Genomic DNA, 21,572 nt, shown 5'->3' with positions numbered 1-21,572 from the left:
GGAAAGGCCGCGGAGTGCACCCACGCATCGAGGACTACGCGCTCATCGGCGACCTGCAGACCGCCGCGCTCGTCGGCCGGAACGGCTCCATCGACTGGCTGTGTCTGCCCCGCTTCGACTCCCCCGCCTGCTTCGCCGCCCTCGTCGGCGACCAGGACAACGGCCACTGGACCCTGGCACCACGGGCCGCCGGCGCCCGCGCGCAACGCGCCTACCGCGGGGACTCGCTGATCCTCGACACCGTCTGGGAGACCGAGGAGGGCAGCGTCCGGGTCACCGACTTCATGCCGCAGCGCGACCACATGCCCGACGTCGTGCGGGTGGTCGAGGGACTGCGCGGCCGGGTCGAGATGCGGAGCGTGCTGCGACTGCGGTTCGACTACGGGCGGGTGGTGCCCTGGGTCCGGGCCACCGAGGGCTGCCGGGTGGCGGTCGCCGGCCCGGACTCCGTGTGGCTGCGCACCCCGTCCGCGAGCACCACCTACGGCGAGGACTTCAGCACCCGCTCCGACTTCGCCGTCGCGGCCGGCGAACGCGCCGCGTTCGTGCTGACCTGGCATCCCTCGCACGAGCCCCGGCCCGAGCAGCTCGACCCGTTCGAGGCGCTGGCGGACACCGCCGAGGACTGGCAGGCGTGGTCCGCCCGGTGCCGCTACGACGGCCCGTACCGCGCCGCGGTGGTCCGTTCCCTGATCACCCTCAAGGCGCTCACCTACGCGCCCACCGGCGGGATCGTCGCGGCCCCCACCACCTCACTGCCCGAGGAGCCGGGCGGGGTCCGCAACTGGGACTACCGCTACTGCTGGCTGCGCGACGCCAGCCTGACCCTGAACTCCCTGCTCTCCGCCGGGTACCTCGACGAGGCCGGTGCCTGGCGGGACTGGCTGCTGCGCGCGGTCGCCGGCGCCCCCGACGACCTTCAGATCATGTACGGGCTGGCCGGGGAGCGACGGCTGCCGGAGTTCGAGGTGCCCTGGCTGTCCGGCTACCAGGACTCGCTGCCGGTGCGGATCGGCAACGCCGCCGTCGAACAGCGGCAGCTCGACGTCTACGGCGAGGTGATCGACTCGTTCCACGTCGCGCGCGCCGCGGGGCTGCCGGCCGAGTCGCACGCCTGGAGCATCCAACGGGCGCTGATGGACTACCTGGAGTCCACCTGGCGCGACCCCGACGAGGGCATCTGGGAGATCCGCGGCCCACGCCGGCACTTCGTGCACTCCAAGGTCATGGCGTGGGTCGCGGCCGACCGCGCGGTCCGGGCGCTGGAGGGGGAACAGGAGCTCAGCGGGGACCTGGACCGCTGGCGGGCGATGCGCGACGAGGTGCACCGCGAGGTCTGCGCCCACGGCTACGACGCCGAGCGCGGCACCTTCACCCAGTTCTACGGCTCGACGGAACTGGACGCCGCGACGCTGCTCATCCCCCGGGTCGGCTTCCTCCCGGGGGACGACCCGCGGGTGGTCTCCACCGTCGACACGGTGCGCCGCGAGCTGACGCACGGGGGTCTGGTACGCCGTTACAGCACCGAGGGCGAGTCGGTGGACGGGCTGCCGGGCGACGAGGGCACCTTCCTGGTCTGCTCGTTCTGGCTGGCGGACGCCCTGTTGCTGACCGGGCGCCGGGAGGAGGCCCGGAAACTGTTCGAGCGGCTGTTGGCACTGCGCAACGACGTGGGGCTGCTGTCCGAGGAGTACGACCCGGCCACCGCACGGCAGTTGGGCAACTTCCCGCAGGCGTTCAGCCACGTCGGCCTGGTGGGGACCGCCTTCGCGCTGCACCGCGGAGCGGGGGCAGACTAGGGCCATGGATCTTGGACTCACCGACCGGACATACCTCGTCACCGGCGCCACCCGCGGCCTGGGCCTCGCCACCGCCCGCGCCCTGGTCGCCGACGGCGCCAATGTGGTGATCACCGGACGCACCGAGGAGGCCGCGGCCGAGGCGGCCGCCACCCTGGGCGAACGGGCCCTGGGCCTCGCCGCCGACAACGCCGACCCGACGGCCCCGGCCCGCCTGGTGGCGGCCGCCCGGGAGCGCTTCGGCGGCTTCGACGGCGTCCTCATCAGCGTGGGCGGCCCGGCGCCGGGCACCGCAGCCGACAACACCGACGACCAGTGGGAGACCGCCTTCGAGACGGTGTTCCTGGGGGCGGTGCGGTTCGCCCGCACCGCCGCCGCCGAACTGGGCGAGGGCGGCGCCATCGGCTTCGTGCTCTCCGGTTCCGTGTACGAGCCGATCGCCGGGCTGACCATCTCCAACGGCCTCCGCCCGGGCCTCGCCGGCTTCGCCAAGTCCCTCGCGGACGAGGTGGGCCCGCGCGGCATCCGCGTCGTCGGCGTCCTCCCCGGCCGGATCGCCACCGACCGGATGACCCAGCTCGACGCGCTCTCCGGCGACCCCGAAGGCTCCCGGGACCGCAACTGCGCCACCATCCCACTGCGCCGCTACGGCGACCCCGACGAGTTCGGCCGCACCGCCGCCTTCCTCCTGTCCCCCGCCGCCTCCTACCTGACCGGCGTGATGATCCCCGTGGACGGCGGGGCCCGACGGGGCTTCTGAACACGCGTCACACGGGCGTCGGGGACCGGGCCCCGAGCGGAACGGAACCTCCGCTCCGCACCCGCCCACCTAGCTGACCCGTTCCGCCCGGTGGCGCACCGCCCGTAGTCGGATCTCCGTCGGCAGCCGGTCCAGGCCCGCCGAGGTGCGGGCGTGGGCCACCGCCCCGTCGGCCAGTCGGAGTACCACGGTCCCGGGGTCGGCGTGCGGGGCGAGCACCACCAAGGCGCGCACCTGGGGCTCGGTGCGGCGGCCGGTGAGGGCGACCGCCGCCCGGTCGACGCCGTCCACCGCCACCGTCTCCGCCACGAGCACGGCCTCCAACGCCCGCCCGTTCACCAACGCCCCCTCCCCGTCGCCGCTGTCGACCAGCACCGCGCCGAGCCGGCGCCGCCGCACCTGGGCGAGCAGCCACCACAGCAGCAACAGGACCAGCACCGCCAGCCCGCCGATGACCACCGGCCACCACCAGCCGCGGTCGGTGAACCGGGTGCGTTGCCGCGCGGGGAGCGGAACGTCGTCCGGACTGGCCCAGGGCCAGCCGGCGGGCAGGGCGAGGTGCCACCGGGCGGGCAGGTCCAGGCCGCCCAGCAGGACCAGCCCGCCGGTGCCGAGCAGCAGCAGGCCGACCAGCCCGAGCAGCACCCGGTTGACGGTCGCGCGGACGGTGCGCATCGCCCGCTCACCTCCCCTTGGGACGCCGGACGTCGACGCCCAGTCGCAGGGCACGCGTCAGGCCCAGTTGCCGCAGGCCGTCCTCCAGGACGGTGACGAGGTCGCCGCGGACCTCGTCCAGCGGCCGGAAGTGCGCCACGGCCCGGGCCCGGGCCCGGCGTCGGCCCACGGTCACCCGCACCGCCTGCACACCGGAGACCTCCATGGCCCGGTCGCGCAGCACCAGCGCGGCGGCCGGCCGGTCCAGCCCGGCCCGGACACCGGGGGCGGTGCGCCGCATCGGCAGCACCGCGCGCAGCCCCGGGGTGGCGGCCAGGACCAGCAGCCAGATCCCGAGCGCCACGGCCGCCGCCGCGGCGCCCAGGACCCAGGGGTCGTCGAGGGGCCGGACGGCCAGTTCGTGCGCCAGCCACCGGCGCCAGGCCATCGCGGTGCGGCCGGCCCGCACCGCGGCCACGTCGTACAGCGCCAGGCCCGCGACGGCCAGCAGCACCAGCGCGACCAGTGCCGCCGGCACCCTGCGGGCCGCCCAGAACCGCCCGGCGGACCCACCGGCGCGCGGTGCGGGATCCACGGCGTCCGGTGCCGCGGTCGGCGCACCGCCCGCAGTGTCCGGACGCGCACCGGTCCGCGGCGCCGCCCCGTCCGGGGCCTGCGCTCCCCGTCCGTCGCCCGGCGCGCTCACCGCAGGCGCTCCCGACCGGGCGACAACGGCGAGACCAACCGCTCGACCTGCACCGCCACCTCGGTGACCGTCATGCCCGCCAACGTCCGCACCCGCTCCGCCACCTGACGGCGCACCACTTGGCACCGCGGGCCGATGGGGGCGGGGTAGGGCAGTTCCACGGCGACCTGCAGCCGGGCCTCCCCGAACGGCGGGTGGGCCTCGCGACGGGTCACCGTCACCGTCGCGTGGGCGTCCGTGGGGTCGCCGGGGGACGCCGCGTGCAGCGCCTCCCGAGCCGCCCGTGCGGCGATCTTGGCGACCACCCGGTCGGCGACCCTGGTCGCGCCGCGCTCACCGGCCGGGACGTCGGCGGCAGCGGCCGATGCGGACACCGTCGCCATCCGGACTCACCGCCGCCGGTCGTCGCGGTCGCCGGTCCGGGTGCGGAAGAACTCCCCGGCCTCCAGGTCGCCCTCCAGGAACCTGCCGGCCACGAACCCGACGGCGCCCAGCGCCGCCACCAGGACGAACGCCCCGAACCCGCCGAAGTACCCGGCGAAGCCCAGCGCCATACCGGCCACGAGGCCGATCACGGCCATGCTCATCGTGCGCTCCTTCGCTACCGCTCCGGCCGGGCCGGGTCACTGGAGCCGCGGCTCCGCTCCCTCGGCCCCGATGCCCTCGTCCTCCTCGTCGGGCAGCTTCACGTCGCTGACCGCGATGTTGACCTCGACGACCTCCAGGCCGGTCATCCGCTCCACGGCGGAGATCACGTTCTCCCGGACGGCCCGTGCGACCTCCGCGATGGCGACCCCGTAGTCGACGACGATCTCCAGGTCCAGCGCGGTCTGCACCTCACCGACCTCGGCCTTCACCCCGCGCGTCGCGGTCGCCGACCGTCCGCCGCCGGGCACCCGGTCGCGCACCGCGCCCAGCGTGCGGGCGAAACCGCTGCCCATCGTGTGGACGCCCAGCACATCGCGGGCGGCGAGCCCGGCGATCTTCTCCACGACGCCGTCGGCGATGGTGGTCCGGCCGCGGGTGGCGGGGTCGCCGCCGCCCCGTTTGACCGGGGGCTTCGTGGTGTCCGCGCCCTGCTGGCTCTCGGTCATCGCCGTGCGTCCCTTCTGCGCCGCCGCACCGACCTGCCGCATCACGCGGTACCGGCGGTCCGCCCTCGCGGACCCGGCACCGTGCCGCACCTGGTGAGCAGCCCTCTAGCAACATGCCCTTTTTTCGCCTGTTTTCATGCCAATCGTTCCGCTCTCCACACTAGGGGCGGACGAGGGGGTGCGCTCCGGGGACGCGGCAGCGGAGTGCCGCAGCCGGCCACGGCGGGCGCGCTGCGGCAGGCTGGGAGGGGGCCCGGGAAAGGGGTGACGTCATGGCCGCGAACGCGTGGGCACGTGCCGTGCGGGAACAGCTGGGCATCGGCCGGGTGCTGCCGCTCGGCGACCCGAAGGACGGGGCGTGGATCACCGAACGCGCGGCCCGCGCGGCGCTCCTACGGGCCCCCGGCATCCCGCCCGGCGCCCGCCTGGACGCCCTGCGCCTCGCCCTCGCCGCCCCCGACGAGGCCCCGCCGCCGACCGTGCCGGCGCCGCCCGGCGCCCTGCCGCCGGGCCCCCTGCGCATCGCGGCGCACGTCGCCGCACCTCCCGGCCTTCCTCTGCCGACCCTCGCCGAGCAACTCCGGACGGCCCTGCTGGCCACCGCGGAGGCCGGCCTCGGCCTCCGGGTGAGCGCCGTGGACCTCCACGTCGACGCGCTGTTGGACGAGGCCGTCGCACCGACCGCGCAGGCGTCGGGGACCGCCACGACGGAGGAGGACCGCGGCGCCGCCCCGGGACCGGGCGGCGCGAAGGACCCGGACGACCTCGCCGCCCGGGTGCGCGCCGTCCCCGGGGTGGCCGGGCTCGCCCCGGCGCTCGGCAGTCACTCCGCCGGGGTGTCCCGCAGCGACGGCGGCGACAGCGGCGACAGCGGCGACAGCGGCGACCACGTACTGGTCCAGGTGGCGACCGCCGCCGGCCACCGGGCGTTGGACGTGGCCCGCGCCGTCCGCCGGGCGGTCACCGGCCCGCCGCCGGCCCCGGCCACCGCCGCGGTGCTGGTCACGGAGGTGGCCGCCGCCTGACGTCCGGTGCCGGACGGGTGGTCAGTCGCCGATGCCGGCCAGGTCGCGCAGCCGCCGCGCCTGGGCGGCCCGCTCGGCGCGACGCTGCTCCTCGTAGGTGCGCCCCGCGGCGCCGGCCAGCAGGGCCTTGGTCTCGATGACGGCGTCCCGCGGCGCGGCGGTCAGCGCCGCGGCCAGATCGGCCACCGCGGCGTCGAGTTCGTCACCGGGCACGACGAGGTTGGCGAGGCCGATCCGCGCGGCCTCGTCGGCGTGCACGAAGCGCCCGGTGGCGCAGATCTCCAGGGCCCGGGCGTAACCGACCAGACCGACCAGCGGGTGGGTGCCGGTCAGGTCCGGGACCAGGCCCAGGCTGGTCTCGCGCATGGCGAACTGCGCGTCCTCTGCGGCGACCCGCAGGTCACAGGCGAGGGCCAGCTGGAAGCCCGCACCGATGGCGTGCCCCTGGACGGCGGCGATGGACACCAGGTCGGTCCGCCGCCACCAGGTGAACGCCTCCTGGTACTCGGCGATCGTCGCGTCCAGCGCCTCGTCCGCACCGCGCGCCAGATCGAGGAACGACGGCTCGCCGTCGAACCCTTCGGGCGTGAACGCCTGCCGGTCGAGCCCCGCGGAGAAGGACCTGCCCTCACCGCGCAGCACCACGATCCGTACGTTTCCCGGCAGCAGCGTGCCCGCCTCGGCCAGCGCCCGCCACATCGCGGGGCTCTGGGCATTGCGCTTGGCCGCGTTGGCGAGGGTCACCGTGGCGATCGCGTCGTCCACGGTGAGCCGCACACCGTGCTTGTCGAGCAGAGTCATGAGGGCGCCTCCGAATCAGCCACCGCACCTGCGTGCGTAAGTGACTGAACGGTAACCTCCCGGCCGAACCATGGGACGGCCGGGGGGCGACCGCCTGCACTCGGAGCCGCGGCCGTCAGACCGAGGCGGCCTTCTTGCCCCTCGTGGCTCCGCCGCGGCCTCGCAGGACCACACCGGATTCGCTGAGCATCCGGTGCACGAATCCATAGGAGCGGCCGGTTTCCTCGGCCAGCGCCCGGATGCTCGCTCCGGAGTCGTACTTCTTCTTCAGGTCTGCCGCGAGCTTCTCGCGCGCGGCGCCGGTCACCCGGCTGCCCTTCTTCAGAGTCTCGGCCACCCGTGCCTCCTCGTGGGAAGTGCGCTCTGGACTCTCATGATCACCCCTCCCCGGCTTCCTGGCCACCCATTCCGCCAGGTCTGTGGGACATCCTTTGCCGTCCCGCGCGCGCCCGGCGTGGTCGGAATTGCCTCTTCCGTGCGCCCCGCGGCCCCCGCGCACGCCCCGACATTCGAAAAGTGCCAGGTCAGGTGGTGTGTCCCGGAAAAGGCGACCGGCCGGGCCGCGAGGGCCCGGCCGGTCGCCGCAGGCTCGCCGGTGTACGAGCCGTTCTCACTCAGATGATGGATCACCCATGGGCCGAATGATCCAGCAGGCGTGATCCATCCGGCGGCACCGGTACGGCGGTGATCAGGCCAGGGCGACCAGGTCCGCGTAGCCCTGGCCCCACAGGTCCTCGACACCGTCGGGCAGCAGGATGATCCGCTCCGGCGCCAGCGCGTCCACCGCGCCCTCGTCGTGCGTCACCAGGACGACCGCGCCGCTGAAGGTGCGCAGCGCGCCGAGGATCTCCTCGCGGCTGGCCAGGTCGAGGTTGTTGGTGGGCTCGTCGAGGAGGAGGACGTTGGCGGAGGAGACGACCAGGGTCGCCAGGGCGAGCCGGGTCTTCTCACCGCCGGAGAGGACGCCGGCCGGCTTGTCGACGTCGTCGCCGGAGAACAGGAAGGAGCCGAGCACCTTGCGGACCTCGACGAGGTCCATGTCGGGCGCGGCGGAGCGCATGTTCTCCAGGACCGTGCGGTCCGGGTCCAGGGTCTCGTGCTCCTGGGCGTAATAGCCGAGCTTGAGGCCGTGGCCGGGGCGGACCTCACCGGTGTCGGGCGTCTCCACGCCCGCCAGCATCCGCAGCAGGGTGGTCTTGCCTGCGCCGTTGAGGCCCAGGATGACGACCCGGGAGCCCTTGTCGATGGCCAGGTCGACGTCGGTGAAGATCTCCAGGGAGCCGTACGACTTGGACAGGCCCTCGGCGGTCAGCGGGGTCTTGCCGCACGGCGCCGGGTCCGGGAAGCGCAGCTTGGCGACCTTGTCGGAGGCGCGCACCGCCTCCAGGCCGGCGAGCAGCTTGTCGGCGCGCTTGGCCATGTTCTGGGCGGCGACGGTCTTGGTGGCCTTGGCCCGCATCTTGTCGGCCTGGGAGTTGAGCGCCGCGGCCTTCTTCTCGGCGTTGGCGCGCTCGCGCTTGCGGCGCTTCTCGTCGGCCTCGCGCTGCTGCTGGTAGAGCTTCCAGCTCATGTTGTAGACGTCGATCTGCGCGCGGTTGGCGTCGAGGTAGAACACCTTGTTCACGACGGTCTCGACGAGGTCGGCGTCGTGCGAGATGACGATGAAGCCGCCGCGGTAGGTCTTGAGGTAGTCGCGCAGCCACGCGATGGAGTCGGCGTCGAGGTGGTTGGTGGGCTCGTCGAGGAGCAGGATGTCGGAGTCCGAGAAGAGGATCCGGGCCAGCTCGACGCGGCGCCGCTGACCGCCGGAGAGGGTGTGCAGGGGCTGTCCGAGGATCCGGTCGGGCAGGCCCAGGCTGGCGGCGATGGTCGCGGCCTCGGCCTCGGCGGCGTACCCGCCCTTGGTGAGGAACTCGGTCTCCAGCCGCTCGTACTTCTTCATGGCCTTGTCGCGGGTGGCGCCCTTGCCGTTCGCCATCCGGTCCTCGTTCTCCCGCATCTTGCGCAGGACGGTGTCCAGGCCGCGGGCGGAGAGGATGCGGTCGCGGGCCAGCACGTCGAGGTCGCCGGTGCGCGGGTCCTGCGGGAGGTAGCCGACCTCGCCGGAGCGGGTGACTGTGCCGCTGGCCGGGATGCCCTGGCCGGCCAGGACCTTGGTGAGGGTGGTCTTGCCGGCTCCGTTGCGGCCGACCAGGCCGATGCGGTCGCCCTTGGCGATGCGGAAGGAGGCGGACTCGATGAGGATGCGGGCGCCGGCGCGCAGCTCAAGGCCGGAAGCGGTGATCACGGGAAAACTCCAGGGCAGGAAGACGGCGGGTTGGACGGACGGTCCGAGAGCGGTCTACGCCGTCTAATGAACCCAAAGGAGAACTGCCATGGAGGCAGTCTAACGGGCCGGCGCAAGTCGTTTCCGGCGCTGCCGGAGCTCGCTGCGTGACTGTGAGCCAGGACACAGGGGTGCGGGCGGCGGCCCGCCGGTCGCCGCCGCGGGACGCCGCGGGGGTGCCCTCCGGTGGCCGACCGGGGCGTTCGGACTCGCCGTCGTCGCGCGGCGCGACGGCCCCGGCGGCGCGGCGCCGCACGCCCAACTCCGCCGCGGGAACGGGGCGGTGACGCGCTCCGTCCGGAGCTGGGGCAGCCACCGGCCGGGCGGGGCGTGGTCCGCCCGGCCCGGCCGGGGCGCCCGGGCGGTTACGCGCCGCCGGTGTGCACCTGGAAGGCCGCCCGGCGGACGGCCTTGGCGAGCGCCGGGTCGGGGTGGGCGGCGGCGAGCGCCACGAGCACCTGGACGGTGCGCGGGTGGCCGATCGCGCGGACCTCCGCCAGCAGCCGCGGCACCGAGCCCTGGACGGCCGAGTCCAGGTGGCGGACCAGCAGTTGGGTCTCGCCGTGGTCGGCGACGGCCGCCGCGGTGTCCACCCACAGCCAGGTCGACTCCTCGCGGGTGAGGACGTCGGTCGCGGTCTCCGGGTCGCCGCCGTCGTGCTCGAAGAGCCACAGCAGGGCGTAGGGCCGCAGGACCGGCTCGTCGGCGACGGCGCGCACGGCGGGTTCGGCGGGGGCGCCGACCGCACGCAGCGCCTCGAAGGCCAGCCCGCGCAGCAGCGCGTCCTCGCCGCGGGCGACGGTCAGGAGCTCCTCGACGGCGCCGCCCACGGAGCGGGCGGCGAGCCAGGCGCGGTACTCGGCGCGGGCCGGGCCCGGGGTCAGCCGGGCGCAGCCGCGCAGCATCGCCTCCGCGGACTGCTCGATGTGGCCGGCCGGACTCTGCGCGGCGACGCAGATCTGCTCCAGCTTGACCCACACCGACCAGTTGCCGAGCGGCGTCAGCTGCGCCTCCTGGCCGTAGTGGCGGCCCTCGTCGGCGCCCTGTTCGGCGGGTTCGGGAGCGCCGTCCGGCGGCATCAGCGCGCCGACCGCGAGCAGGGCGTCCAGTGCCCAGCGCAGGAGGTCGGTGAGCGACGCCCCCGCGGCGTCGCTCACCGTTCCCCCGGCGTCGGCGTCGTCCGCTGCCGGGTCCGCCCCGTAGGGCACCTCGCAGCGTTCGGTGCGCAGTTCGGCGACCCGCTGGTCGAGCATGTCGAGCAGCACCGGCAGGCGCACCGGCCCGGCGGACAGGTGCAGCAGGGACAGCAGCTGCGGGACGGCTTCGACGACCTCGGCGACGGCGGCGGGGCCGGCCGCGGCCGGGGGCGGCACGGCCAGTGACCAGGCGTCGAAGAGCGCGACCCAGCCGCGCAGCGCGGCGACGTCGTCGCGGTCCCAGGCGCGCAGCCGCCACCCAGGGCGGGCGAGGCCGTCGTGGAGCTCGACCAGGCCGGCGAGCCGGGCCCGGTCCCAGTCGGCGCGGACGTGGCGGGGCGTCAGGCCCAGCGCGTCGGCGGCGTCCGCGACGGCGGCGTCCGGGAGCGATCCGTCGGGATCGGCGCGCAGGCTGCCGGTGCGGTCGGCCCAGCGCGCGAGCCGGGCCGCGCCGGCCAGTGCGGCGCGGGCCTGGCGGGCCAGTTCCGCGGGCGGCGGGGTGCCCTCGGGGGGCCTGGGCGCCGGGCGGGTGGCCCGGGTGCTCACCGCCCGGCGGGCGGCCGCCATCGGTTGTCGGGGGACGAGTCGGAGCCGGGAGTCGCGCGGTGTACGGGACGTCACAGGAGCAGTCTTGCCGCTGACGGCCCGAAAGCCCAATCGGAACCCGGTTCGTGGGCCTCCGGGCCCGCGCCACCGGGCCGTCCCGCGCCGGACGGGGGGAGTTGTCTCCCCGTACACCTCCGGCGACCGACCGACCGCCGCCCCGGGGCCCGGGGCGGCGGTCGGTCGGTCCGGTCACATGAGAGGGGTGAGGAAGCGGCGCAGGGTCTCCTCGTAGCGGTCCGGGTCGGCGTTCCACATCGCGGCGTGCGGGGCGTGCGGAACGGGCTGAAGGGTGATCAGCTCCGGACGGCGGGCGGCGAAGCGGCGGGAGGCGTCCCAGGGGGCGAGGGTGTCCTCCGGACCGTGGAAGACGAGGACCGGCGCGTCGAGTTCGTCGGGGTCGACGGCGTCCGCGGGGCGGTCGACGGGGAGTCCGGTGTGCCCCTCGGCGGCGCGGACGGCCAGCGGCAGCAGGAAGCGCGGGACGTGGCGGGCGGTGGCGAGGGCGCGGACGGTGGCGTGCCGGTCGAGGACCGGGGAGTCCAGGATGAGGCCCGAGACGCGGTGGCCCAGCCCGGAGTTGAGGGCGGCGCGCAGCGCCATGGTGGCGCCGGTGGACCAGCCGTAGAGGACGACCGCGCGGGCGCCGTAGCGGACGGCGTAGCGGATGGCGGCGTCCAGGTCGCGCCATTCGCTGTCGCCGAGGTGGTGGACGCCGTCGGCGGTGCGCGGGGCGCCGGGGTCGTTGCGGTAGGCGAGGTCGAGCACCGGGAAGTGGTGGCGGTGCAGGAACGGCAGGACCACCATGGGGTGCTCGCGGGTGGTGCCGAGGCCGTGGACGGTGATGACCCAGGTGTCGCGGGCGCCGGGCACGAACCAGGCCGGCAGCGCGCCCAGTTCGCCGGGGACGTCGACGTCGGCACAGGAGAGGCCGAGGGTGTCGTACGGGTTCCCCAGGTGCACCTGCGGGGTCAGTCGCATCCGGGCGCCGGGCCGCAGGGTGCCGTGGGTGACCCGCTCCAGCCGGCGCACGACGGCGTCGGCGGGGTGCGGGGTGCCGTGGACGACGGGGCCGACCACCGCGTGGCAGCCGGCGCCGGTGAGCCCGTAGGTGCCGGGCCGCAGGGAGGCCAGGCTCCGGGTGAGGACGATGTGGCCGTCGGCGGCGGAGTGGACGGTGAGCCGGGAGTCGCCCGGGAAGGGGTGGTCGGGCGACGGTTTCAGGGCAACGTTCCCGGCGTACCGCCCGGCCGCCACGGCGGCCGCCGTGGCACCGATCGCGAGGGTGGCGGTCACCGCCGCCACGGTCCCCAGTCGCATTCCTCCAGTGTGCGCAGCGCCGCCGGACCCGGCCACCGGGCGCCGGGAGCGGCGGCCGGACCAGCGGTGTTGTGCGGTGACCGGGGGCCGCCGGGCACCGCGGCACGGGGGCGTTCGGGTGCTACGCGGGGTCGTCGGCGGGCTGGCCGTAGCCGCGCAACCGCTCGCCCGCGGCGTCGAGCTGGGCGGGCGACAGCAGGTGCGGGGTGTGGCCCGGCACGGTGGTGGCGGTGAGCCAGACCCGGCACATCCACTCCAGCTGGGTGGTGCGGTCCAGGGCCTGGGCGAGGCCGGTGCCGTAGGCGATGGTGCCGTGGTTCTGGAGGAGCGCGGCGGTGCGGTCGCGGAGCGCGTCGAGCATGTGGGCGGCGAGTTCGTCGCTGCCGTAGAGGGCGTAGGGGGCGACGCGGACGGGGCCGCCGAGCGCGGCGGCCATGTAGTGGATGGGCGGGAGTTCGGTGACGAGGGTGGAGACCGCGGTGGCGTTCGGGGCGTGGGTGTGCACGACGGCGGTGGCGTCGGTGTGGCGGTAGACGGTGAGGTGGAGCGGAAGTTCGCTGGTGGGGCGGAGCCTGCCGATGATCGGGCGGCCGTCGAGGTCGACGCCGGTCAGGTGGGACGGGCCGAGCCGGTCGTAGGGGACGCCGCTGGGCGTGACGAGAATCAGGTCCTTGACGCGGACCGAGACGTTGCCCGACGTGCCGACGACGAGGCCGTCGGCGGCGGTGCGGCGGGCGGTGGCGACCAGCTCGCTCCAGGCGTCGGCGAGGTGATCGGGGTGGTCCTTCATGCTGTCCTCCGGTGCGACGCTGCGGGACGTGCGGAACGCACGAGGGCGCTGTGGGACACCGTACGAGCGGGCCGGGGCACTGTACGCCATCCCGTCAACTGTCCGGTATCCGCCATATGGGGGTACCTGACCATCTGGTGGCGATTGGCCGGGGATAGACCACTTAGCGTCGCTCATCCATTAACGTCGAGTGAACTACACCCCTTCACATGTCATCACCCAGGGGGACCCATGACTTGTGACCGTTCCGCCCCCCGGACCAGGCTGGCGACCGCGATAGCGGTGGCCTCGCTGGCCGGGGGCACCGCACTCGCCGAACACCCCTCGCCGGCCGCAGCGGACGGCCGCCCGCTCGGACACGACGTCTCCTCGTACCAGAAGCAGATCGACTGGCGGGCGGCCCGCGCGAAGGGCGCGCGGTTCGTCTACGTCAAGGCCACCGAGTCGGACAGCTACCGCAACCCGCACTTCTCGTCGCAGTACAGCGGCTCCCGGGCGGCCGGGCTGCTGCACGGCGCTTACCACTTCGCCGTGCCCAGCGCCTCCTCCGGCGCCCGGCAGGCGAAGTACTTCCTCCAGCACGGCGGCCACTGGAAGGCGGACGGCTGGACGCTGCCGCCCGCCCTCGACATCGAGCACAACCCGTACGACGCCCGGCAGTCCTGTTTCGGGCTGGGGCGGACGGCGATGGTCCACTGGATACGGGCGTTCAGCGACGAGGTGCGGCGCAGCACCGGCCGGCGGCCCGTGATCTACACCACCGCCCGCTGGTGGGACCGCTGCACGGGCGGCAGCCGGGCCTTCGGCGCGACCCACCCGCTGTGGCTGGCGGACTACTCCGGCGTGGCCCAGTTGCCCGCCGGCTGGTCACACCTGACCATCCGGCAGTACGCCCCACGGGGGCCGCTGCCGGGCGATCAGGACCGCTGGAACGGGACCCTGGCCCAGCTCAGGAGATTTGCCGACGGATGAGACGGAAGTGACGGCAGGGGCGCCTCCGCGTGAACACTGCGGGGGTGTCACCGCGGCGCCCGGCCGAGTTCACTTTCCGTTCACCCATCGTCCGTACGGTCCCGAGGACACTGACCTTCCACACGGATTGCCTGGGTGAATGGAACACATCACGCTTCTCATCGGGATCGTGATCGTCACGGCCTTGGTGTTCGACTTTACGAACGGCTTCCACGACACGGCCAACGCAATGGCCACCACCATCTCCACCGGGGCCTTGCGACCCAAGACCGCGGTGGCGATGTCGGCGGGGCTCAACCTCGTCGGGGCTTTCCTCTCCGTGGAGGTGGCGAAGACCATCTCCGGCGGCATCATCGACGAGAGCGCCGGCATCAGACCTGAAGTGATCTTCGCGGGTCTGGTGGGCGCCATCGTCTGGAACCTCCTCACGTGGCTGGCGGGCCTGCCGTCCAGTTCGTCCCACGCCCTCTTCGGCGGACTGATCGGCGCGACGCTGGTGTCCGTGGGCACCGGCGGCGTGCACGGCGAGGCCGTCGTCATGAAGGTCCTGATCCCCGCGGTCGCCGCGCCGTTCGTGGCGGGGCTCGCCGCGATGGCCGCGACCCGGCTCACCTACCGACTGGCCCGCGGCCGCGACGAGGCCGACACCGCCAAGGGCTACCGCGCCGGGCAGATCGCCTCGGCCGCCCTGGTCTCGCTGGCCCACGGCACCAACGACGCGCAGAAGACGATGGGCGTGATCACCCTCGCGCTGATCACCGGCGGGGTCGTCGCCCCGCACGCCGACCCGCCGATGTGGGTGATCGTCTCCGCCGGCCTGGCCATCGCGCTCGGCACCTACCTGGGCGGCTGGCGGATCATCCGCACCATGGGCAAGGGCATCACCGACATCCAGCCGCCGCAGGGCTTCGCCGCCCAGACCGGCGCCGCGGCCACCATCCTGGCCTCCTCCCACCTCGGCTTCGCGCTCTCCACCACCCAGGTCTGCTCCGGGTCCGTGATGGGCTCCGGGCTGGGCCGCAAGGGCGGCGTGGTGCGCTGGTCCACGGCCGGGCGGATGGTCGTGGCCTGGGGCCTGACCCTGCCGGCCGCCGGACTGGTCTCCGCCGGCGCCGCCTACCTCGCCGACCAGGGCTCCTGGGGCGTGGCCACGGTCGCCGTCCTGGCCCTGGCGATCTGCGGCGGCATCTGGGCGGCCTCCCGGCGCAAGCCGGTGGACCACACCAACGTCAACGAGGGACTGGCGGTGGAGCCGGCGGGCGTCGTCACCGCGGCGCTGCAGACGGTCGCGCCGCCGCCGGCCGGCCCCGTCCCGGCGCACGCCGAAGCACCCACAGCACCCACGGAAGCGCACGCCGCAACGGACGCCGCTCCCCGCCCCGCCCCTGCTCACCAGTCGGCGAAGGCCCCCGCCCAGCCGGCGACGGCCTCGTCCTGACGCCGCTTACCCCGACCTAAGGACTACGCAATGCACATCGACTGGGCAGCTCTCGGCCAGGTCTTCGGCGTCAGCCTCGTGGTGACGGTGGGGCTCGTGGGCCTGTTCACCGTCGGGATCGTGGGCACCTCCCGCAAGCCCGCCGCGGACGGCGACGCGACGGCCACGACCGCCCCCGGCACGGGGGCGCGCGCCGGGGCACTGGCCGCCTACGGGCTCTGCGCGGCCGCGGTGGCCTACGGGATCTACCTGATCGTCGCCGCCTGACGGCGGCGCCGGCACTGCCGGCAACGGACGGGGCGTCCGGTGGACGCGGCAACAGCCGCGGCCCCGGGCGCCCCGTCCGCGTGCGGCACCCCGCCGGCCCCGCGCGTGGCCTTGGCCACAGGGCGGCCGTCGGCGCTGCGTCGCAGGTCAAGGGTGAGTTGACGGACCTGGGCGGGCGTGGTGGACTTCCGGGGCCAATCGGCGACAGCAGAGGAAGTCCGGTGCGAATCCGGCGCGGTCCCGCCACTGTCACCGGGGAGCGCTCCTCCGACGAGGGCCACGGCCCGTACGCACGCCGTACGGGCGGGAAGGCCGGGGGCGGCGCCGATCCGGGAGCCAGGAGACTCTGGTCGCCGTCACGTCGAGCCAGGGCGCGGACCCTGAGTGAGGACATACCGCCATGCCCGGCTGCCCGTCGAGAGCTCCACTGCCCGCTGTCCCAGGGCCCCTTCGAGGCCGGACGGCGGCCTGATCCGATGCGCGGCGAACACGCGGGGTACGCGTGCGGCGCGGCCCTCGGCTTCCTCGGTGACCTGATCGTCGCGGACCCGCGGCGCGGTCATCCGGTGGCCGCCTTCGGCCGGGCGGCCGGCGCCCTCGAACGCCGGCTGTGGCGCGACCACCGCGGCCACGGAGCGGCCCACACCCTGTTGTGCGCGGGCGGCGCGGCCGTCGGCGCCGCGCTGCTCCAGCGCGCCCTGCGGGAGCGTCCGGGCGCCCGGACCGCGCTGACCGCGGCGGCCGCGTGGGCGGTGCTGGGCGGTACCTCGCTCGGCCGGGAGGCGCGTGCCGTGGGCGGCGCGCTGGCCGTCGGGGACCTCGACGTGGCACGGGAGCGGTTGCCGCACCTGTGCGGGCGCGATCCGCAGGCGCTGGACGGGCCGCAGATGGCCCGCGCGGTGGTGGAGTCGGTCGCCGAGAACACCTCCGACGCGGTGGTCGGCGCCCTGGTGTGGGGTGCGGTCGCGGGCGTGCCCGGGCTGGTGGCGTTCCGGGCGGTGAACACCCTGGACGCGATGGTGGGGCACAAGTCGCCGCGCTACCGGCGGTTCGGCTGGGCGGCGGCCCGCCTCGACGACGTCGCCGGCTGGCCCGGCTCCCGGCTGACGGCCGCGCTGACCGTGGTGGCGGGCCCCGACCGGCGCGGTGCGCTGCGGGCCTGGCGGGCCGACGGCGGCGCGCACCCGAGCCCCAACGCCGGCCCCGTGGAGGCGTCGTTCGCCGGCGCGTTGGGCGTCCGGCTGGGCGGCACCCTCGCGTACGGCGGACGGGTGGAGCACCGGCCGGTGCTCAACGGTGGTGGCCGGCCCCCCGCGGTGCCCGACATCGAGCGGGCGGCCCGACTGTCCCGGCGGGTCGGCCTGTTGGCGCTGGGTGTCACGGTGGCGGGCCGGCTGGCGGTCGGCGCGGTACGACGCGGCGGGAAGGGCGTGACGGCGGACGTGAGCGGGAGGGTGACCCGGTGAACGGGCGGAGGAAGACGGCCGACGGGGCCGTGGGCGGCGGGCTGTTGGTGGCCGGGACGACGTCCGACGCCGGCAAGAGCGTGGTGACCGCCGGCATCTGCCGCTGGTTGGCGCGACAGGGTGTCTCGGTGGCGCCGTTCAAGGCGCAGAACATGTCGCTGAACTCGTTCGTGACCCGCGAGGGCGCGGAGATCGGCCGGGCGCAGGCGATGCAGGCGGCCGCGGCCCGGGTCGAGCCGACCGCGCTGATGAACCCGGTGCTGCTCAAGCCGGGCAGCGACCGCAGCAGCCAGGTGGTGCTGCTGGGGAAGCCGGTGGGCGAGCTGAGCGCCCGGGGCTACCACGCCGGCCGGCAGGAGCAGTTGCTCGGCACCGTGACCGACTGCCTGGCGGAGCTGCGGCGCACCCACGACGCGGTCGTCTGCGAGGGCGCCGGCAGCCCGGCCGAGATCAACCTGCGGCGGACCGACATCGTCAACATGGGCCTCGCCCGGGCGGCACGGATCCCCGTCGTGGTGGTCGGCGACATCGACCGCGGCGGCGTCTTCGCCTCGTTCTTCGGGACCACCGCGCTGCTTTCCGCGCAGGACCAGTCGCTGGTCGCCGGCTACCTCGTCAACAAGTTCCGCGGCGACGTGACGCTCCTGGAGCCGGGCCTTGAGATGCTGCGCCGGATCACCGGACGGCAGACCTACGGCGTCCTGCCGTACGCGCACGGGCTCGGCATCGACGAGGAGGACGGACTGAGGGTGTCGCTGCGCGGCACGGTCCGCGAGTCGGTGGTGGCGCCGCCGGCCGGCGAGGACGTGCTGCGGGTCGCGGTGTGCGCGGTGCCGCTGATGTCCAACTTCACCGACGTGGACGCGCTGGCCGCCGAACCCGGCGTGGTGGTGCGGTTCGTGGACCGGCCGGAGGAACTCGTCGACGCGGACCTGGTGGTGCTGCCCGGGACCCGCGGCACGGTCCGCGCGCTGGCCTGGCTGCGCGAGCGTGGGCTGGCCGACGCGGTGGCCCGCAGGGCCGCCGAGGGCCGCCCGGTGCTGGGCATCTGCGGCGGCTACCAGATGCTCGGCGAACACATCGAGGACGAGGTCGAGTCGCGCGCAGGGGCGGTCGACGGGCTGGGACTGCTGCCGGTCCGGGTCCGCTTCGCGGTGGAGAAGACCCTCGCCCGGCCCGTCGGTCGGGCGCTGGGCGAGCCGGTGGAGGGGTACGAGATCCACCACGGGGTGGCCGAAGTGGCCGGGGGCGACGAGGAGTTCTTGGACGGGTGCCGGGTGGGGTCCGTGTGGGGCACGCACTGGCACGGCTCCCTGGAGAGCGACGGCTTCCGGCGGGCGTTCCTGCGCCGGGTGGCCCGGGCGGCCGGGCGCCGGTTCGTACCGGCGCCGGACACCTGCTTCGGGGCGCTGCGCGAGGAGCAGTTGGACCGGTTGGGCGATCTGATCGAGGAGCACGCGGACACCAAGGCGTTGCTGCGGCTGATCGAGGAGGGGGTGCCGGAGGGGGTGCCGTTCATCCCTCCGGGGGCGCCGTGAGCACGATGCAGGGGACACGACAGGAGCCGGCCGGCGACGTGGAGGACGACAGGGCATGACAACGACGGAGAACACGACCCGGCAGTACCCGTTCACGGCGGTCGTCGGCATGGCCGACATGCGCCTGGGACTCCTGCTGAACGCGATCTCGCCGGCGATCGGCGGGGTGCTCGTCCGGGGTGAGAAGGGCACCGCGAAGTCGACGATGGTGCGCGGACTGGCGGAGCTGATGCCGGTCGTGGACGTGGTCGCCGGCTGCCGGTTCGCGTGCGCGCCGGCCGCGCCCGACCCCGCCTGCCCGGACGGTCCGCACGGCGCGGCCGACGCCGAGCAGCGGCCGACGCGGATGGTCGAGCTGCCGGTGGGCGCGTCCGAGGACCGGCTGGTCGGCGCGCTGGACATCGAACGGGCCCTGTCCGAGGGCGTGAAGGCGTTCGAGCCGGGCCTGCTGGCCGATGCGCACCGGGGCGTCCTCTACGTGGACGAGGTCAATCTCCTCCACGACCACCTGGTCGACTTGTTGCTGGACGCCGCCGCCATGGGCGCCTCCTATGTGGAGCGGGAGGGCGTCTCCGTGCGGCACGCCGCGCGGTTCCTGCTCGTCGGGACGATGAACCCCGAAGAGGGCGAGCTGCGGCCGCAGTTGCTGGACCGGTTCGGGCTGACCGTGGAGGTCGCGGCGTCCCGGGAACCGGAGCAGCGGGTCGAGGTGGTGCGGCGCCGGCTGGCCTACGACGACGACCCCGCCGGCTTCGCCGCGCGCTGGGCGGACGAGGAGCGTCAGCTGCGGGAACGGATCGCACTGGCCCGGGAGTTGCTGCCGCGGGTGCGGCTCGGCGACGGGCCACTGCGGCAGATCGCGGCGACCTGCGCGGCGTTCGAGGTGGACGGGATGCGGGCGGACATCGTGATGGCCCGCACGGCGACCGCGCTGGCGGCCTGGGACGGGCGGACCGAGGTGCTCCCGGAGGATGTCCGTCAGGCGGCGCTGCTCGCGCTGCCGCACCGGCGCCGGCGGGCCCCGTTCGACGCGCCCGGGCTCGACGAGGACAAGCTCGACCAGGTGCTGGAGGAGTCCGGCGGGCAGGACCCGGAGGGCGAGGACGATCCGGAGCCGGAGGGTCCGGACGACGGCCCGGACGGACCGGACGGAGGTCCCGGCGGCGGGCCCGGCGGGTTGCCGCCGCAGGACGGCGGGCCCCGGGAGCAGCCCGGCGACGCGCCCGGCCCGGAGCTCCCGCGCCAGCAGGAGCCGGAGCGCCCGGCGCGGTCCGAGGAGTCCGGGCCGGAGCCGGCCGGCGAGCCCGCGGCGTCCGGGCCGGCACCGGAGCAGGCCGCGGTGGGCGCCACCGAGCCGTTCCGGACCCGGCGGCTGGACGTGCCGGGGCTGGGCGAGGGCGCGGACGGCCGGCGGTCCCGGGCGCGGACCGCGCACGGCCGGACGACCGGGGCGCGCCGGCCCCGCGGGGCCCTGGGCAAGCTGCACCTGGCGGCGACCGTGCAGGCCGCGGCGCCGCACCAGTGGGCGCGCGGGCGGCGCGGCCCGGGCCTGGTGGTGCGCCGGGACGACCTGCGGGAGGCGGTGCGCGAGGGGCGCGAGGGCAACCTCGTGCTGTTCGTGGTGGACGCGTCCGGGTCGATGGCGGCGCGGAAGCGGATGGGGGCCGTCAAGGGGGCCGTGCTGTCGCTGCTGCTCGACGCGTACCAGCGGCGGGACAAGATCGGGATGGTCACCTTCCGGGGTTCCGGCGCCGAGGTGGCGCTGCCGCCGACGTCGTCGGTCGAGGCCGGCGCGGCGCGGCTGGCGCAGCTGCCGACCGGCGGCCGGACGCCGCTGTCGGAGGGGCTGCTGCGGGCCCACGAGGTGCTGCGGGTGGAGCGGCTACGGGACCCGTCCCGGCGGCCGCTCGTGGTGGTGGTCACCGACGGCCGGGCCACCGGCGGGCCGGAGCCGCTGGCCCGGGCGCACCGGGCGGCGGGGTTGCTGGCCGCCGGGGGCACCGCGTCGGTGGTGGTGGACTGCGAGGCGGGCCCGGTGCGCCTGGGGCTGGCCGGGGAGCTGGCCCGGGAGTTGGGCGGCCCCGCCGTCACCCTCGACGAGCTGCGCGCGGACAGCGTCTCCGCGCTCGTCAGGACCGTGCAGGGCAGGCCCGCGGCCGGCAAGGGTGCCGGCCGGGGCGGGGATCGGGATCGTCACAACAGGAAGGCCGCGTAATGCCGCAGGGACAGCCGTCCGTCGTACCGGAAGACGGGCTCACCACCCGCCAGCGCCGCAACCGCCCGCTGGTCCTGGTCCACACGGGCCAGGGCAAGGGCAAGTCGACCGCCGCCTTCGGACTGGCGCTGCGCGCCTGGAACCAGGGCTGGCCGGTCGGGGTGTTCCAGTTCGTGAAGTCGGCGAAGTGGAAGGTCGGCGAGGAGCGGGCGCTGAAGGTGCTGGGCGCCACCGGGGAGGGCGGCACCGTCGCCTGGCACAAGATGGGCGAGGGCTGGTCCTGGGTGCAGCGCGACTCCCAGTTCAGCAACGAGGAGGCGGCCCGGGAGGGCTGGGAGCAGGTCAAGCGGGACCTGGCCGCGGAGACCTACAAGCTGCTGGTGCTGGACGAGTTCGCCTACCCGCTCAAGTGGGGGTGGGTGGACGTCGAGGAGGTGGTGGCGGTGCTGCGGGACCGTCCCGGCACGCAGCACGTCGTCATCACCGGGCGGGACGCGCCGGAAGCGCTGCGGGACTTCGCGGACCTGGTGACGGACATGACGAAGGTCAAGCACCCGATGGACGCGGGGCAGAAGGGCCAGCGGGGCATCGAATGGTGAGCA

At 75.1% G+C, this 21,572-nt stretch carries 21 protein-coding genes and 1 riboswitch; of the genes, 10 read left to right on the top strand and 11 right to left on the bottom strand.

Annotated features, from left to right (window positions below; genetic code table 11):
* The first annotated feature begins 14 nt into the window (after positions 1–14).
* Both ACLJT4_RS35920 and ACLJT4_RS35915 read left to right on the top strand, forming a co-directional pair.
* Positions 15–1,799, top strand: a complete 1,785-nt coding sequence (locus tag ACLJT4_RS35920; RefSeq protein ID WP_411128967.1) for a glycoside hydrolase family 15 protein — start codon at positions 15–17, stop codon at positions 1,797–1,799.
* A 4-nt stretch (positions 1,800–1,803) separates the two neighbouring features.
* Positions 1,804–2,559: an SDR family oxidoreductase gene (locus ACLJT4_RS35915; protein WP_038518667.1), complete on the top strand. Its 756-nt coding sequence runs from the start codon at positions 1,804–1,806 to the stop codon at positions 2,557–2,559.
* A 69-nt stretch (positions 2,560–2,628) separates the two neighbouring features.
* Here ACLJT4_RS35915 and amaP read toward each other — a convergent pair whose 3' ends face one another.
* The 5 genes from amaP to ACLJT4_RS35890 are packed head-to-tail and all read right to left on the bottom strand — an operon-like array spanning position 2,629 to position 5,013.
* Positions 2,629–3,234 carry an alkaline shock response membrane anchor protein AmaP gene (amaP, locus tag ACLJT4_RS35910; protein ID WP_411128965.1) on the bottom strand — a complete coding sequence of 202 codons (606 nt, stop codon included), beginning with the start codon at positions 3,232–3,234 and terminating at the stop codon, positions 2,629–2,631.
* A gap of 7 nt (positions 3,235–3,241) precedes the next feature.
* Entirely contained in the window at positions 3,242–3,919 is a 678-nt protein-coding gene (locus tag ACLJT4_RS35905) for a DUF6286 domain-containing protein (RefSeq protein WP_411128963.1), read from the bottom strand.
* Positions 3,916–4,302: a hypothetical protein gene (locus ACLJT4_RS35900; protein ID WP_411128961.1), complete on the bottom strand. Its 387-nt coding sequence runs from the start codon at positions 4,300–4,302 to the stop codon at positions 3,916–3,918. The genes ACLJT4_RS35905 and ACLJT4_RS35900 overlap by 4 nt, the downstream gene beginning before the upstream one ends.
* A 6-nt stretch (positions 4,303–4,308) precedes the next feature.
* On the bottom strand, positions 4,309–4,506 hold the full coding sequence (locus ACLJT4_RS35895; protein WP_016573898.1) for a hypothetical protein: 198 nt from the start codon (positions 4,504–4,506) through the stop codon (positions 4,309–4,311).
* Between the two features lie 36 nt (positions 4,507–4,542).
* Complete coding sequence (locus ACLJT4_RS35890; RefSeq protein WP_411128959.1) at positions 4,543–5,013, bottom strand: Asp23/Gls24 family envelope stress response protein; 471 nt, start codon at positions 5,011–5,013, stop codon at positions 4,543–4,545.
* A gap of 272 nt (positions 5,014–5,285) precedes the next feature.
* On the opposite strand from ACLJT4_RS35890, the gene ACLJT4_RS35885 reads away from it, so the two are divergent.
* Positions 5,286–6,038, top strand: coding sequence for a hypothetical protein (locus ACLJT4_RS35885; RefSeq protein WP_411128957.1), 753 nt, complete (start codon positions 5,286–5,288; stop codon positions 6,036–6,038).
* A 21-nt stretch (positions 6,039–6,059) separates the two neighbouring features.
* Here ACLJT4_RS35885 and ACLJT4_RS35880 read toward each other — a convergent pair whose 3' ends face one another.
* The 6 genes from ACLJT4_RS35880 to ACLJT4_RS35855 all read right to left on the bottom strand — a co-directional run bounded on the left by ACLJT4_RS35880 (position 6,060) and on the right by ACLJT4_RS35855 (position 13,074).
* On the bottom strand, positions 6,060–6,839 hold the full coding sequence (locus ACLJT4_RS35880) for an enoyl-CoA hydratase/isomerase family protein (RefSeq protein ID WP_411128955.1): 780 nt from the start codon (positions 6,837–6,839) through the stop codon (positions 6,060–6,062).
* A gap of 115 nt (positions 6,840–6,954) precedes the next feature.
* Complete coding sequence (locus tag ACLJT4_RS35875; RefSeq protein ID WP_016573902.1) at positions 6,955–7,176, bottom strand: helix-turn-helix domain-containing protein; 222 nt, start codon at positions 7,174–7,176, stop codon at positions 6,955–6,957.
* A 351-nt stretch (positions 7,177–7,527) separates the two neighbouring features.
* Positions 7,528–9,126 (bottom strand): ABC-F family ATP-binding cassette domain-containing protein, encoded by a 1,599-nt coding sequence (locus ACLJT4_RS35870; protein ID WP_411128953.1) that lies wholly within the window; start codon positions 9,124–9,126, stop codon positions 7,528–7,530.
* 404 nt (positions 9,127–9,530) lie between these two features.
* The gene (locus tag ACLJT4_RS35865) at positions 9,531–10,982 is read right to left on the bottom strand and encodes a hypothetical protein (protein WP_411128951.1); all 1,452 of its coding nucleotides are present in this window, start codon (positions 10,980–10,982) and stop codon (positions 9,531–9,533) included.
* Positions 10,983–11,156: 174 nt separating this feature from the next.
* Complete coding sequence (locus tag ACLJT4_RS35860) at positions 11,157–12,284, bottom strand: alpha/beta hydrolase (protein WP_411128949.1); 1,128 nt, start codon at positions 12,282–12,284, stop codon at positions 11,157–11,159.
* Positions 12,285–12,405: 121 nt separating this feature from the next.
* Positions 12,406–13,074: a class II aldolase/adducin family protein gene (locus ACLJT4_RS35855; protein WP_411128947.1), complete on the bottom strand. Its 669-nt coding sequence runs from the start codon at positions 13,072–13,074 to the stop codon at positions 12,406–12,408.
* A 231-nt stretch (positions 13,075–13,305) separates the two neighbouring features.
* Here ACLJT4_RS35855 and ACLJT4_RS35850 point away from each other — a divergent pair, with 231 nt between their 5' ends.
* The 7 genes from ACLJT4_RS35850 (at position 13,306) to cobO (ending at position 21,569) form a co-directional block, all read left to right on the top strand.
* A complete protein-coding gene (locus ACLJT4_RS35850; protein ID WP_411128945.1) occupies positions 13,306–14,046 on the top strand; it encodes a lysozyme in 741 nt (246 codons plus the stop codon).
* Positions 14,047–14,185: 139 nt separating this feature from the next.
* Complete coding sequence (locus ACLJT4_RS35845) at positions 14,186–15,484, top strand: anion permease (protein WP_411128943.1); 1,299 nt, start codon at positions 14,186–14,188, stop codon at positions 15,482–15,484.
* Positions 15,485–15,514: 30 nt separating this feature from the next.
* Positions 15,515–15,751, top strand: a complete 237-nt coding sequence (locus ACLJT4_RS35840) for a hypothetical protein (protein WP_411128941.1) — start codon at positions 15,515–15,517, stop codon at positions 15,749–15,751.
* Between the two features lie 209 nt (positions 15,752–15,960).
* Positions 15,961–16,098, top strand: a riboswitch (cobalamin riboswitch).
* A gap of 129 nt (positions 16,099–16,227) precedes the next feature.
* On the top strand, positions 16,228–17,217 hold the full coding sequence (locus ACLJT4_RS35835; RefSeq protein ID WP_411128939.1) for a cobalamin biosynthesis protein: 990 nt from the start codon (positions 16,228–16,230) through the stop codon (positions 17,215–17,217).
* Positions 17,214–18,755 (top strand): cobyric acid synthase, encoded by a 1,542-nt coding sequence (locus ACLJT4_RS35830; RefSeq protein ID WP_411128937.1) that lies wholly within the window; start codon positions 17,214–17,216, stop codon positions 18,753–18,755. The genes ACLJT4_RS35835 and ACLJT4_RS35830 overlap by 4 nt, the downstream gene beginning before the upstream one ends.
* A gap of 55 nt (positions 18,756–18,810) precedes the next feature.
* Positions 18,811–20,970, top strand: coding sequence for a putative cobaltochelatase (locus tag ACLJT4_RS35825; protein ID WP_411128936.1), 2,160 nt, complete (start codon positions 18,811–18,813; stop codon positions 20,968–20,970).
* The gene (gene cobO, locus ACLJT4_RS35820) at positions 20,970–21,569 is read left to right on the top strand and encodes a cob(I)yrinic acid a,c-diamide adenosyltransferase (RefSeq protein WP_016576448.1); all 600 of its coding nucleotides are present in this window, start codon (positions 20,970–20,972) and stop codon (positions 21,567–21,569) included. The genes ACLJT4_RS35825 and cobO overlap by 1 nt, the downstream gene beginning before the upstream one ends.
* Positions 21,570–21,572: the final 3 nt, after the last annotated feature.

It is taken from the genome of Streptomyces sp. x-19 (genome assembly GCF_046549115.1).
GTDB lineage: Bacteria > Actinomycetota > Actinomycetes > Streptomycetales > Streptomycetaceae > Streptomyces > Streptomyces albulus_C.
Note: the sequence above shows the minus strand (reverse complement) of the source record. Positions and strands in the feature narration are given on the sequence as shown.

Excerpts from the sequence above, each read along its gene's own strand:
- ACLJT4_RS35915 (WP_038518667.1), top strand. The coding sequence starts at position 1,804 with ATGGATCTTGGACTCACCGACCGGACATACCTCGTCACCGGCGCCACC.
- amaP (WP_411128965.1), bottom strand. The coding sequence starts at position 3,234 with ATGCGCACCGTCCGCGCGACCGTCAACCGGGTGCTGCTCGGGCTGGTC.
- ACLJT4_RS35900 (WP_411128961.1), bottom strand. The coding sequence starts at position 4,302 with ATGGCGACGGTGTCCGCATCGGCCGCTGCCGCCGACGTCCCGGCCGGT.
- ACLJT4_RS35895 (WP_016573898.1), bottom strand. The coding sequence starts at position 4,506 with ATGAGCATGGCCGTGATCGGCCTCGTGGCCGGTATGGCGCTGGGCTTC.
- ACLJT4_RS35890 (WP_411128959.1), bottom strand. The coding sequence starts at position 5,013 with ATGACCGAGAGCCAGCAGGGCGCGGACACCACGAAGCCCCCGGTCAAA.
- ACLJT4_RS35885 (WP_411128957.1), top strand. The coding sequence starts at position 5,286 with ATGGCCGCGAACGCGTGGGCACGTGCCGTGCGGGAACAGCTGGGCATC.
- ACLJT4_RS35880 (WP_411128955.1), bottom strand. The coding sequence starts at position 6,839 with ATGACTCTGCTCGACAAGCACGGTGTGCGGCTCACCGTGGACGACGCG.
- ACLJT4_RS35860 (WP_411128949.1), bottom strand. The coding sequence starts at position 12,284 with ATGCGACTGGGGACCGTGGCGGCGGTGACCGCCACCCTCGCGATCGGT.
- ACLJT4_RS35855 (WP_411128947.1), bottom strand. The coding sequence starts at position 13,074 with ATGAAGGACCACCCCGATCACCTCGCCGACGCCTGGAGCGAGCTGGTC.
- ACLJT4_RS35850 (WP_411128945.1), top strand. The coding sequence starts at position 13,306 with ATGACTTGTGACCGTTCCGCCCCCCGGACCAGGCTGGCGACCGCGATA.
- ACLJT4_RS35845 (WP_411128943.1), top strand. The coding sequence starts at position 14,186 with ATGGAACACATCACGCTTCTCATCGGGATCGTGATCGTCACGGCCTTG.
- ACLJT4_RS35840 (WP_411128941.1), top strand. The coding sequence starts at position 15,515 with ATGCACATCGACTGGGCAGCTCTCGGCCAGGTCTTCGGCGTCAGCCTC.
- ACLJT4_RS35835 (WP_411128939.1), top strand. The coding sequence starts at position 16,228 with ATGCGCGGCGAACACGCGGGGTACGCGTGCGGCGCGGCCCTCGGCTTC.
- ACLJT4_RS35825 (WP_411128936.1), top strand. The coding sequence starts at position 18,811 with ATGACAACGACGGAGAACACGACCCGGCAGTACCCGTTCACGGCGGTC.
- cobO (WP_016576448.1), top strand. The coding sequence starts at position 20,970 with ATGCCGCAGGGACAGCCGTCCGTCGTACCGGAAGACGGGCTCACCACC.